Origin of the sequence: Bacteriovorax sp. DB6_IX, from assembly GCF_000447775.1 — a bacterium.
Classification (GTDB): Bacteria; Bdellovibrionota; Bacteriovoracia; order Bacteriovoracales; family Bacteriovoracaceae; genus Halobacteriovorax_A.
On sequence record NZ_AUNJ01000356.1, the window covers coordinates 1 to 12,601 of the forward strand.

The window sequence follows — 12,601 nt, forward strand, 5'->3', positions numbered from 1 at the left end:
TAATATCTCTATTACCACTTAATTCTCTTTCGCTAAAAAGACGTTGTCCTAATCTAATGACATGAATGTCTTCCTTAAAAGACGGCTCTAGCGCTTGCAGATTATTATCTTTAATAAGTTTTTTTAGTTGTTGATCAATGTCACTTGAAAATGCGTGAACACTAAAAGTAGCGAGAATTAAAAAGATGTACCCTTTCATATTTATATTTCCAAAAAAATGTATTGCCTTTAGAACATGAGTATTTTATAAGAACGAAAGTTTGATAAGTCAAACCAATAAATATCACCTTTTGGAGGGAGAATGAAAAATACACTTATTTCACTACTGATTGCGACAGCATCAGCAAGTGCTCTAGCAGTAAAAGTTCCTTTTAAAAACAATGACTTAATGAAGAAGGAAGTTATTGGAAACTATGCTAATATGGCGCTTTTAAACTATCAAGATTCACTTTCAGGTGCTCTTGATCTACAACTTCAGATCAGAAAATTCACGAAATCAGCGGCCTCTAATGCACAAGATGCTATGAAGCAGTTCGAGATGACTAAAGATGCTTGGGCCAAGAATGCTCGTATGCCATATGGTCAATCTGAAATCTTCAGATTCTATAATGGTCCAATTGATTTTGAACCAGTTGATGATGGAGTTATTACTCACCTTGAAGCAATTGGGTTTGAAGGAGTTGAAGGACTTCTCAACGCATGGCCACTTGATGAGTTCTATATTGACTATGTTAAGGAAGATGCAGACGCAGGACTTATCAATGATAGATCAATCAAACTTACTGCTGATGTTATTACTTCAATGAATGAAAGAGAAGGTGAGAAGAATATCTCAACTGGATACCATGCTATTGAATTCCTTCTTTGGGGACAAGATAGATCTCTAGAAACTGCGGGAACTAGACCATATACAGACTTTGTAAATGGTGGAACAGCTAAGAACCAAGATAGAAGAAGAGAGTATCTTTCTCTTTTAGCAGATGTTCTTGTTGATCACTTAAGATCGGTAACTTCTCAATGGGATGTTAAGGCCGACAATTACAGAAAAGAGTTCTTAAATAGAAATACTGATAATGTTCTTGCTGATATCTTTACTTCTATGATCTCGATGGCAGGTGATGAACTTAAATCTGAAAGAATTGAAAATGCTTTCCTACTTGAAGATCAAGAAGAAGAGCACTCATGTTTTTCTGACATGACAATCAATGACATTTATACAAATGCACTTGGTGTAAAAAATATCTATCTTGGAGAGTATAAGGCATTCAACTTTGACTTATCTGTTGAAGGAAAAGGGATTGATACTCTAGTGGCCTACACTAATCCAGAACTTGATAAGAAAATTAAAGCTGAATTCAAGACTCTATTTACAGCGATCAACTTCTTCTACGCTAAAGAAAATGGAAAAGCAGTTATCGGAAATATTGCAATTCCATTTGATAGAGCGATTACAGAAAATAAAGATGAAGTTCAAGCAATCATTGACTCTCTTGGAAACCTTGACGAACTTCTTAGAGAAGCTGCTGTTGAGTTAGGTTTAGAGCTTGATCTTTAATTCTAAAAGAAATCTATTCTTTATAATATTGGTTCAGGCCTTGGCCTGGACCAATCTTGCTTCTGCTAAAACCTTACCGGGTAGATATCATAAGGCCTATTCTCAATTAGTTGATGGGTTGTCTAAGAAGCAAATAGCCGAGTTAAAGGCCGGTTTTTCTCTCTACGCAAAAGGTTGGGTAACAGCTCCTTCTTCGACAAAGGTTAGAGATGGGCTTGGTCCACACTTTAATGCTGTGTCATGTGTGAGTTGTCATCAGCACAATGGGAGAGGGCGTGCTCCAATCCAAGGATTAAAACCAGATTTCTCATTATTAATGAGGCTCTCTGTTCAAGGACAAAATAAAGATGGCTCACCAGTGGGAGATCCCGTTTATGGGACTCAATTTCATCCTCGAGCCACTCTAGGCGTTGAAAATGAAGGTGATCTTGAACTAACCTATACGGAAAAGAATGAGGTCCTAGCTGGTGGGAAAGTCGTTTCTCTCCAAGTCCCAAGTTACAAATTTAAAAACCTAAAATACGGATCAATGTCTCAAGATATTATGATTTCTCCGCGAGTTGCCCCACATCTTGCTGGTGTTGGTTATCTTGATAAGGTTAGTGAAGAGCAGATTCTGGAGTATGCCGATGAACTTGATAGTAATCGAGATGGAATCTCAGGAAAGGTCAATTATGTTTGGAATGTTCTTGCTCAGAAAAAAACGATCGGTCGTTTTGGTTGGAAAGCGAATCAACCAACTCTTCTGCAACAAAATGCAGGGGCATTTAATGGAGATCTTGGTATTACATCTTCTTTATTCCCAAATCAAAATTGTTCAAGCTTACAATCAGATTGTTTAAGTGCTCTTGATGGGGGCGCTCCAGAAATCTCAGATAAGCATTTGGACTTTGTAAACTTAATGGTGAGCTCAATCGATAGACCGAAGGTAAAGAGATTAAAAAACTATGAAGAAGGAAAAAAGGTTTTCTTTCAGCTTAAGTGTCAGCAATGTCACAGACCATCTTTTCAAGTTGAAGGAAAAGAGGTGAAGGCCTATACGGATTTACTACTTCACGATATGGGAGCTGCTCTTGCGGATGGGCGAGCTGACTTTCTTGCTAATGGACGTGAGTGGAAAACACCACCTCTATGGGGAATTGGTGCCCAAAAAGAAGTGAATGGGCATACATACCTTCTACATGATGGAAGAGCACGAAATGTTGAAGAAGCTATTCTTTGGCACGGAGGTGAGGCCGAGAAGTCTAAGCAGATGTATAAAGCTCTTTCCGAAGAGGAGCGAGAGAGTCTTCTAAATTTTGTAAATTCTCTTTAAATTAAATATATCTTTTAAACTGTTCCGAATAATCGGGAAATTCTTTACAAGCTTCAAAAACCAAATCTTCAATGACTTCCTTACGTCTTCCGGTTTTAACCGAAGAGGTAATAATTGTTTCGTAGATTTTGTATGATTTCACATTCTGATTTATAAGTTGCATCCCTTCAGAGATATTCTCTTGAGCAGATCTTCGTGGTGCCATGACGTCATATTCAAGGGCGATAAATTGATTCATTTTTATAAAGTTCGCTCGATACTTTTCAACAAAACCAACTGCTTTTTCATGGAGCTCAGACTTGGCAAGGAGACTTGTTACAACCATCTGAAGGATGTTGAAACTCTGCCCACCACTAATTGAAATTGCTCTTTCAAAGGCTTCTGTTGCAACGTCAAGATTAGAAGTAATAAGAGATTTTCCACAGAGTGCAAGGGCTGCTGCAATATTGAGTTTTACGTGAAGATCAATGCGATCATCTTGATCATATTCTTTACAAAGTTTAATAATTTTAAAGTACTCTTTATTAAAGAGTAGGACTTTAAGAATAATAGGTAAGTAGTTTGGTGGAGCACTAAAGTTTTCTAGAAACTTTTGTGTATATTCGTATGCAACACCATAGTTCTTATCACTAAAGTTAATAGATATCGTATTAACTAGAGCATTGAAATTTCTCGCATCAAAGTTTAAGACTTCACGGTAACGCTTTAAGGCTTCTTGAGGCTCATTCTTTTTAAAATAGATATCAGCTTCCAAATTGAGTTTATCAATTTCGTTGATTTGAAGGTCTTCTGAAGCCGCAATCATTGCTAAGCCCTTGTCATATTCTTTCGCTCTAATTTGTTCTTTTACTTTTGCGACAAGAACATCAGACTTAGTTGGGTTTAACTTCTTTTCTAGTGTCTTTGAAAAAGTTTGAACATACTGTTGAAAGCTAAATTGCCCTTGTAGGAGCGCATCGAATTCATACTCATGCTCTAAGCTTGAAATATAATGTTCCTCAATTTCTGTCGTGACGAAGAAGAAGTTTTTTAAACTTGTTGGAAAATACTCTCGATGAATAGCGAAGAGGTCCATCGCGGTTTTATCATCCTTTAAATAGAGACTCGTCACAAGAATATGAGGGGCATCTTCTTTTATAATTTTACATGCCTCACTATAATCTTCTGCAACAGCGATATTTGCCATCTTGAAGTTAAGAGCAGTGAAGGCCCTTTTAAAAGTACTCTTCATCGTCTTATTTGAACTGACGATAAGAATCCTAAACTTTCCAAATTTCGCTTCTAGCTTGGCCAGTAACTTTTCGTCTACTAAGCCGTCGTATTGATCAACCAATGCACAAATCCCCTATAAAAAACAAATGTTTACGAGCTTCATTTAATGAATTCTTATAAACAACTTGAAAAGAATAACCGTGATAAATGATTGGAACAACGAAGCTTTGTTAAAGCTTTATCATATCTTGATTAAGATCCATTAAGAAACCTTTAAATTCAATCTGTTCGGGATTGTAAATCGGCGTTTTACCGTGGCCCTGTGGGATGTCTAAAACATATTGAGGTATCATCCAGCCTGGAAGATTGCTCCTTAAACTGGCAAATATTTTTCTCCCTACAGGGATATCTACCTGAAAATGCATTCCACCGCGAACTTTGTCTGGATGATGAAGATAGTAGGGCCTAACCCCTAACTTATTAATATCTTTAAATAAATTCTCTAGAATATGAGGGCAATCATTCACATTTTTCAATAGAACTGTTTGAGAAAGGAGCTGAAGCCTCTGAATATCTCTAAGTTTTAAAAGTGATGATTCAACTTGTTCATCTATCTCTTCGCTATGATTGATATGAATACCTAAGCTCAGTGTCTCAAAATGATGAGTAAACCTTTCTAATATCTTCAACAAACCTTGATCAACTCTATTTGGAAGAGAGACTGGGGCCTTTGTGTGGAAGCGAATATATCTAAGATGAGGAATTTTTGAAAACTCTTCAAGGAAGAACTCTATTTTGCTATTTGAGAGCATGAGTGGATCGCCACCAGAGAAAATAATTTCTTCAATTTCTTGATGGTTATTTAAGTAGGACTTTGTCTTTTCAAAGTTGGCCTTGAAGATTTCATCTTTTTCAGAAAGTTCATTCTTTCGAAAGCAGTAGCGACAGATCACGGGGCAAATTGTCGTGGGAAGAAAGAGTGCCCGATTCTTATATCGATGTATGAGTTGTCCTTGCTTCGCAAAGTTTTGATCCCCGATAGGATCTTTTAGACCAATTTCTTGCGAGCTCATAACTTCTTCAGCAGAGGGAAGGAATTGTTTGGCCAGTACACTATCCAATCCATTCTCTTTTATTCGTTTCGCTAGAGATGGTGGAATAAGAATTTCGTAGGGAAGCTCTGGCAAATTTGTCCCAAAGAACTGATTGACTTGTTCTATAGATTTTAGACTCTTCTTAAAAGATTCTTGCCAGGCTTCTGTCATTAAAAACTCTTCTACTCTTGAGTTTTACTTTGTTCAGCAAGCTCAATATTTTTTTGAACTTCTTTTAGGTGATGGTGTTTTGCCCACGCTGCACATCCTCTAATAAGGAGGGCCCCATAGATTCCAATTCCTGTGAAATGAGCAAAGACATATTCAGTTGTCAGGTTACCTGTATTTTGTAGTAACCAGTAAATCCACCATAGAAGGAGGATATGGATAACAAAGATGACAACTTGTTGAACTCTATAACCTAATTTCTTACCTTTAATTTCCATTTTTATCCTCGTCACTAGGTATCTCTCTGAATTCAATAATTTTTTTAAGAGAGAAAGACTTATAGAGATCACTCTTTAAGCAGTGAGCATATAAGACATTACCGTGGGGAAGTGGGAGAAGGCTTACGGGACGAATTGGCCTAAATTTGCCTTTCATCGTTCCACCTTTGTATTTAATCTCAATTGGTGTTTGATTCTCTAAGTACTTCTTAATCCCTTTAACACCCTTAGGTATATCAACTTCGAGAGTTTTCTCAAAATCCATAACATTCATGATATGCCCTTCCTTAAAGTCTTTTTCTCTCGTGACCTTTTTTAGAGTTTGGGCAAAGATTTTGAGACAGGCCATGGTGTCGTCAAGAGCGCGGTGATGGTTCTCTAATTTTATATTGAAGAACTCAGCAAGGGTATTAAGCTTGTGATTTTCGCTACCTTTTACCAACTTCCTAGAAAGCTTGCATGAGCAAAAGACCTTAGCGTTAAAGAAAGGAATCTTCTGCTGGTGCATATTATAGACCACAAACCCAACATCGAACTTAGAGTTATGGGCCACCCATGAATGATCTGAAGCAAACTCGAGAAACTCTGGTAAGACTTCACCTATACTTCTTGCATCGGCCACCATTTCATCGGTGATTCCATGAATTTCTGTCGTGAATGGAGGAATTGGTCTTTCGGGTTTAACAAGGGTTTCATAGGCCTCAATATGGCTTCCAATAACTTTTATTGCAGCAATTTCTATGATTTCATCCATCAGTGGAGAAAGCCCTGAAGTTTCAAGGTCAAAGGCCACAAGTCCCTCTGGGAAGTACTTGTTGATGAGCTTGAGCTCCTCTTGACCGAGAGATTGAATAATGGCTTTGGTCTTACTGATGATGCGCCTCGTTGCTAAATGAGAATATCTTCAATTTTTGACACTGAGTCATGCCAATATTGAATATTTCTAGTAAATACTTAACTTAAAACTTAAGAGTTAATATCGAGTTAGACCCGTAAGGTCAATATAAAGGATGGTATCCATGAAGAAATTTGATGTTGTTGTTATCGGAGCTGGTCCAGGTGGATACGTGGCTGCGATTAGAGCAAGCCAACTTGGAAAGAAAACTGCGATTGTTGAAATGGATAAGATGGGTGGAGTATGTCTTAATAGAGGATGTATCCCTACAAAGGCAGTCCTAAAATCTGCACACACTGTTCATGAAATTGCACATATGGCAGACCTTGGAGTAAACGTTGAACTTAAAGGTTTAGACGGAGCTCAAGCTGTTAAGAGAGCAAAAGGTATCTCTGACAAAATCTCGAAAGGTGTTGCTTTCTTAATGAAGAAAAATAAGATCGAAACTTTTGAAGGTTTTGCAAAACTTAGATCAAACACTCAGATTGAAGTTAAGTCTAAAAGAGGACATACAGAAACAATCGAAGCGACGAATATTATTCTTGCAACAGGTGCTCACTATAGATCATTCCCTGGTCTAGAGCATGATGGGAAGAGGCTTATCGGAGCTTGGGAAGCGATCAAAATGGAAACACTTCCTAAATCTATCGGTATCATTGGTGCTGGTGCGATTGGTGTTGAGTTTGCTTACTTTTGGAATGCTTTTGGTGTTGATGTTCATATCTTTGAACTTCAAAAAAACCTTCTTCCAATTGAAGACACTGACTCATCTAAAGAAGTTGAAAAAGCTTATAAGAAGTACGGAATCAAAATGTCTCTTGGTGTTGAAAAGGTTTCAGCTAAGAACAATGGGAATGACGTTACTATCACGGCAATTGAAAAAGGTAAGCCTGTTGACTACAAATTTGAGATGGGACTTATCGCAGTTGGTATGACTGGAAATATTGATGGAATTGGACTTGAATCAGTTGGTGTAAAAACTGATAGAGGATTTGTTGCCGTTAATAATATGTATCAAACTTCAGTACCAAATATTTATGCAATTGGTGACCTTGCTGGTCCACCACTACTTGCTCACGCAGCTTCTCACGAAGGTGTTGTGGCGGCAGAGCATATTGCTGGTCAACACCCTCACGCAATCGATGCGATGAATATTCCAGGGTGTACTTACTGTCAGCCACAGGTTGCTTCTGTTGGTTACACAGAAAGAGCTCTTAAAGAAAAAGGTATTAAGTATAGTGTTGGAAAGCTTCCATTTATGGCAAACGGTAAGGCCGTTGCTTCAAATGAAACGGATGGATTTGTTAAAACTCTTATGGGTGAAGATGGTGAGATGCTAGGTGCACACATCGTTGGGACAAATGCTACTGAGCTTATCCACGAATATGTTCTTTTCAGACAAATGGAAGGAATTGATGAAGAGATTTTTGCAACTGTTCACCCGCACCCAACGCTTGGTGAATTCTTAGCAGAATCTGTAATGAACGCAAAAGGTAGAAGTCTCAACTTCTAGTTGAGATTTAGAGGAGAGTTATATGAGACATGATATTGTAATGCCTCAAATGGGTGAATCGATCACAAATGGTACGATCACAAAATGGCACAAGCAACCAGGTGATATGGTTGAAATTGACGAGATCCTACTTGAGATTTCGACAGATAAAGTAGAATCAGAAATTCCTTCTCCAATTGCGGGGAAAGTTGTTGAAGTTCTTTTTGAAGAAGGTGAGACAATTGACGTTGGAATTCTTATAGCTGTAATTGATGACGATGCTTCGGCTTCTGTTGGGACTTCTTCTGCAGATAAGCCAGCAGCTCCAGCTGCTCCTGCACCTTCGGCACCTGCTGGTGAGCCAGCAAATGCTCCTGCGGCAGGTTCGGATAGAATGGATATCGTAATGCCTCAAATGGGTGAGTCAATTACTAACGGTACAATTACAAAATGGCACAAGCAACCAGGTGATATGGTTGAAGTTGATGAAATCCTATTAGACATTTCAACTGACAAAGTTGAGTCTGAAATTCCTTCTCCAATTGCTGGTCGATTAGAAGAAGTTCTTTTCGCTGAAGGTGAAACAGTAGATGTTGGGATTAAAATTGCTTCAATCGAAACAAACCTAGATGTCCCATTTGGAGCAAGCGCTGCCTCTGCAGCTCCTGCAGCTTCTGCCCCGGCTCCAGCTGCCGCTGCACCAACGGGACAGCCTGTTGAAGCTACAGCGAAGACAGGAAGAAGATTCTATACTCCTTTAGTTAAGAACTTGGCCAAGAAGCATGGAGTTGATCTTAACGAACTTGCTTCACTGACAGGTTCTGGAGCAGGTGGAAGAGTAAATAAAGCTGACTTTATGAACTATCTTAATAATAGATCAGCAGCTCCTGCAGCTGCCCCTGTCGCTTCGGCACCAGCAGCTAGACCAGCTGCCGCACCAGCCGCAGCTCCAGTAAGTTCAGGTGTTGATTATTCTAATAATCCTAGAGTTGAAGTTGTTCCAATGGACAATATGAGAAAGGCAATTGCTAAGAATATGATTGCTTCAAAATGACTTCACCACACGTTAACTCGATTGATGAAGTTGATATGACAGCTCTATTTAAGTTTAGAGAAGGGTTTAAGAATGAGTTTAAAAAGCAAGAGGGATTCTCTCTGACTTATACTCACTTTATCCTATATGCTCTAGTGCAAGCACTTAAAGAGTTCCCAATGGTTAACGCTTCTATTGATGGTGACAATATTATCATGAAGAAAGATATTAATCTTGGTTGTGCAGTAGCAGTTCCTGGTAATGGACTAGTTGTTCCAGTAATTAAAGGTGCAGATAACTTGAATATTAGAGGAATGGCGAGAAAGCTTGATGAATTAGTACAAAAAGCTAGAGCTAAGAAGCTAACAATGGATGATATGTCAGGTGGAACTTATACTTTCACTAATAATGGATCATTCGGAATTCTTGCTGCAACTCCAGTTATTCTTCAACCACAACTTGGTATCTTCTGTGTTGGTACAATGAAGAAGCGTCCAATTGTAACTGAGGATGATGCAATTGCAATTCGCCAAATGATGTATGCAACTCATACATATGACCACAGACTAATTGATGGAGAAGTTGGATCTAAGTTCCTAAGACATGTGATCAACACTCTTCAAACAACTGATTGGGCACAATTATTCTAAGACAATCAATCTTGGTTTCATACATAAGGCCCCGCTTCTTTGCGGGGCTTTTTTTTTCCAAAATGGGAATAAAATCCCAAAATGAAAAACTAAACTCCTTTAAGTACTTAATTTTACATTGAACTATTTGGCCCAGGCCTTGCTCTTTCTATAGTGTCTTTTTCTATAGGGAGGAAATTATGAAAAAGCTAATTCTCGCAATCTGTTTAATCGTGACAAGTGCACAGTATACCCAAGCCGAAGAGTTGGAATTTGTCGGTTGCGGTGATCAGAAAATGACTTGTATGAATAAGCAGGCTTTTTTAAGTGCGATTTATACTGTCCAAGCGGCCTTTGGAGTTGTGAATGCGATTTGTCTCGTCGCACCTGAGCCAGTTGTTACAAAGTCAATTGTTGCAATCAATGCTGGAATTGGGGTGGCCAATGTTATTTTGAGAAATATCCCTTGTACTGAGGATGGAGAACTCAACGAATCCCAAAGAGAAGAAGTTGCTCAAGAGGTATGTCGTTTGACTGGGGGAGATTATGATCCAATTTTTGATAAGTGTGTGAAGAATTAGTTTAAAAAATAAACACTCTAATCTCTGGTAGTGTCTAAAAAGTAGACATAGGTAATAATTATTACATTAATATAATTGAGAGTAGTTCTAAATCATTATAAATAGACTCTCTTTCTTGGCCCGATATTTGCTTCTAAATAGGGAAATGAATATTAGTCCAAGAAGAGAGGAACTATGATAGTTAAACTAAGTAGAGCATTCCTATGTCTATCCCTTATTAGTAGTGCAGTATATGCCTCTGATTTGGTAGTTCTAAAATCAAGCTCGGTTCCAAAACACATGAGGGCAGATGTTCAAAAGTTTGTTGATGAAGTGAACTCTCATATTCCTGAAGAGATCAAATCAAAATTTAATTATCAAGTAAAACTAGAATTCCAAACTTATAAAGATAATAAAGGTCTTAAGGCCCTTCCGGCCAATCGTTGTCAGTCAAAAGCAAATATTAAATATGCTCACGTAAGTACATTTAATAAGAAGAAAATTAATATGACATCATTATTTCTTCCTGAAATCATAAAGGGAGAAGCTGGTTCTCAACAATTTCCATGTGGACACAAGAATTACTATAAAAAGGCTGTCGCAACAGTACTCCATGAAGTTGGACATCTTTACGATTTTAAAAGAATTCGATCAAAGAAGCATAAGAGAAATGTCAAAGAATGTCTTGTTAGTCATGGAGAGAGTAGTCAGGAGAAATTTAGAAATACCTCTAAATGTCGAATTGTTGAAAGAGAAGAGAGAAATAAGAAAACGATCAGTGGGCTTCATTCTTTTTACAAGTTAAGTAATTGGTCCCGTGGGTTCTTTACGAAGAATGCGAAGAACTTATCGGTAAAAAGATCAATTGATGCTTACGAGTATAAGAATCTTGAAGAGCATTATGCTGTAAATCTTGAGTACTTTCTACTAGATAAAGAATATAAGTGTCGTCGTCCTTCGTATTATAAATTCTTTAATAAGAAGTTAAAGCATACACCATTTCCAAATTATGAATGTGAGGTCTACTCAGAAATCGTACTAGATGATAAAAATATTATCAGAGATATCAATCCTGATCGCGTTTATAGAATTGATTATTTACTTGCCTCTAAAGGTGATGGAATCATGTCAGGCTTTGGGCACTCTATGTATCGCATTGTTCTTTGTGCCCCTCATAGAAAGGTCGTTGATGAAAATTGTCTTAAGGATAAACTTCACCATGTTGTTCTAAGTTATAGAGCAAATGTAACTGATATTAAAATTGACTCGATCAAAGGTCTCCTTGGTGGATATGACTCTGTATTATTTATGCTGTCATTCCCTAATGTTATTCAAGAATACAATCTTGGAGAACTAAGAGATCTCATAAGTCAGCCAATCGATTTCACTCCGGAGCAGAAGAAAGACTTTATTAATAAGGTTCTTGAAATCTACTGGGAGTATGAGGGTGATTATAAGTTTATTACAAATAACTGCGCGACAGAATCACATGAACTTTTACAGGCAGCTTTGAATGAACACGAGATTATCTACGATAGTGTTCTGAAGCCATACTCTGTCTATGATGAAATTGTTGAAAATGACCTTTCTAAGGAAAGTTATTTCGAAGATATGAAAGAAGCTGTTGCCAAAGGTCGTTTCTTCTCAAGTGATAGAGAAAGGCTTAAGGATGTTAAAAAGAATCTCTTTGGATTAGAGGAAAGTGATTATAAGAAAATTCCTAAACATCATAATCCTAAGAGAAATGGTCCAAGAAAGTTTAAAAAGAAGTTTAGAGATATTAAGGAAATCTATGAGGATTTCGATTCATCGAGACTTGCAGATAAATTTGAGGAATTAAAGGACCTTCCTAGAAATAAAGAAACAAAGAAGATGATTGATGACCTCGCCATTATGACAAAGGCCATCCTACAAATTAGACAATTTAATATTGATGAAGAAGTAGGTGAGTATTTAGAAAGAAATATGGAAGAGGAAACAGAGATTGGTAAGCGAATTAAAAGATGGAATGAGATGAGGTCTTCTTCAAGAATTAAACCTCTTGATGGTGGCTATGGAATTCCTGCGAAACTTACCAATGATGATGTTGATAAGCACAATGAGCATTTTAGTGAGCTAAAGGAAATCGAAAGAGAGCTTATTGCAGATGTTAAGTCTCACTATCAAACAGAAGTTGATGAACTACTAGAACTTAATAATTTACTAAAAGATATAAGAAAAACGGCACGTTTAATTTCAATTGATACATATTTTAAAAATTAAAGGAGAATGAAAATGAAAAAAATGACAACTGTAGCACTATTAACACTACTTTCACTAAACACTGTCGCAGCAGATCTAAGAGATGCAACACTTCAAGGGACTTCGGAC

General features: G+C 37.5%; 12 protein-coding genes. 7 read left to right on the forward strand and 5 right to left on the reverse strand.

The genetic code is table 11. The features are described from left to right. The coding region (locus M901_RS11005; RefSeq protein WP_021278284.1) for a hypothetical protein at positions 1–199 on the reverse strand (199 nt) is incomplete at its 3' end. A 102-nt stretch (positions 200–301) separates the two neighbouring features. Between M901_RS11005 and M901_RS11010 the strand changes: the two genes are divergently transcribed. Further along, entirely contained in the window at positions 302–1,555 is a 1,254-nt protein-coding gene (locus M901_RS11010; protein ID WP_021278275.1) for an imelysin family protein, read from the forward strand. Between the two features lie 40 nt (positions 1,556–1,595). Further along, a complete protein-coding gene (locus tag M901_RS11015) occupies positions 1,596–2,870 on the forward strand; it encodes a di-heme oxidoredictase family protein (RefSeq protein WP_157679971.1) in 1,275 nt (424 codons plus the stop codon). 1 nt (position 2,871) lies between these two features. On the opposite strand, the gene M901_RS11020 is transcribed toward M901_RS11015, so the two are convergent. The 4 genes from M901_RS11020 to M901_RS16565 all read right to left on the reverse strand — a co-directional run bounded on the left by M901_RS11020 (position 2,872) and on the right by M901_RS16565 (position 6,415). Next, positions 2,872–4,203, reverse strand: coding sequence for a lipopolysaccharide assembly protein LapB (locus tag M901_RS11020; protein ID WP_021278285.1), 1,332 nt, complete (start codon positions 4,201–4,203; stop codon positions 2,872–2,874). 109 nt (positions 4,204–4,312) lie between these two features. After that, positions 4,313–5,347, reverse strand: a complete 1,035-nt coding sequence (locus M901_RS11025) for a KamA family radical SAM protein (protein ID WP_021278276.1) — start codon at positions 5,345–5,347, stop codon at positions 4,313–4,315. Between the two features lie 11 nt (positions 5,348–5,358). After that, entirely contained in the window at positions 5,359–5,622 is a 264-nt protein-coding gene (locus M901_RS11030; protein ID WP_021278281.1) for a hypothetical protein, read from the reverse strand. Next, entirely contained in the window at positions 5,612–6,415 is an 804-nt protein-coding gene (locus tag M901_RS16565; RefSeq protein WP_021278282.1) for a PolC-type DNA polymerase III, read from the reverse strand. The genes M901_RS11030 and M901_RS16565 overlap by 11 nt, the downstream gene beginning before the upstream one ends. Positions 6,416–6,641: 226 nt before the next feature. Here M901_RS16565 and lpdA point away from each other — a divergent pair, with 226 nt between their 5' ends. The 5 genes from lpdA (at position 6,642) to M901_RS11055 (ending at position 12,493) form a co-directional block, all read left to right on the forward strand. Then, positions 6,642–8,030 carry a dihydrolipoyl dehydrogenase gene (gene lpdA / locus M901_RS11040; RefSeq protein WP_021278280.1) on the forward strand — a complete coding sequence of 463 codons (1,389 nt, stop codon included), beginning with the start codon at positions 6,642–6,644 and terminating at the stop codon, positions 8,028–8,030. A gap of 22 nt (positions 8,031–8,052) precedes the next feature. Beyond that, entirely contained in the window at positions 8,053–9,063 is a 1,011-nt protein-coding gene (locus M901_RS17805) for a biotin/lipoyl-containing protein (RefSeq protein ID WP_021278277.1), read from the forward strand. Continuing rightward, the gene (locus M901_RS17810) at positions 9,060–9,692 is read left to right on the forward strand and encodes a 2-oxo acid dehydrogenase subunit E2 (RefSeq protein WP_053335863.1); all 633 of its coding nucleotides are present in this window, start codon (positions 9,060–9,062) and stop codon (positions 9,690–9,692) included. Before M901_RS17805 ends, M901_RS17810 begins: the two co-directional genes overlap by 4 nt. Positions 9,693–9,871: 179 nt before the next feature. Further along, on the forward strand, positions 9,872–10,252 hold the full coding sequence (locus M901_RS11050; RefSeq protein WP_021278273.1) for a hypothetical protein: 381 nt from the start codon (positions 9,872–9,874) through the stop codon (positions 10,250–10,252). Between the two features lie 174 nt (positions 10,253–10,426). Next, positions 10,427–12,493: a DUF4105 domain-containing protein gene (locus M901_RS11055; protein WP_034721826.1), complete on the forward strand. Its 2,067-nt coding sequence runs from the start codon at positions 10,427–10,429 to the stop codon at positions 12,491–12,493. Positions 12,494–12,601: the final 108 nt, after the last annotated feature.

Bases quoted from the DNA above. Each gene is read 5' to 3' on its own strand.
- M901_RS11050 (WP_021278273.1), top strand. From the start codon at position 9,872: ATGAAAAAGCTAATTCTCGCAATCTGTTTAATCGTGACAAGTGCACAG.
- M901_RS11030 (WP_021278281.1), bottom strand. From the start codon at position 5,622: ATGGAAATTAAAGGTAAGAAATTAGGTTATAGAGTTCAACAAGTTGTC.
- M901_RS17810 (WP_053335863.1), top strand. From the start codon at position 9,060: ATGACTTCACCACACGTTAACTCGATTGATGAAGTTGATATGACAGCT.
- M901_RS11025 (WP_021278276.1), bottom strand. From the start codon at position 5,347: ATGACAGAAGCCTGGCAAGAATCTTTTAAGAAGAGTCTAAAATCTATA.
- M901_RS17805 (WP_021278277.1), top strand. From the start codon at position 8,053: ATGAGACATGATATTGTAATGCCTCAAATGGGTGAATCGATCACAAAT.
- lpdA (WP_021278280.1), top strand. From the start codon at position 6,642: ATGAAGAAATTTGATGTTGTTGTTATCGGAGCTGGTCCAGGTGGATAC.
- M901_RS11055 (WP_034721826.1), top strand. From the start codon at position 10,427: ATGATAGTTAAACTAAGTAGAGCATTCCTATGTCTATCCCTTATTAGT.
- M901_RS11010 (WP_021278275.1), top strand. From the start codon at position 302: ATGAAAAATACACTTATTTCACTACTGATTGCGACAGCATCAGCAAGT.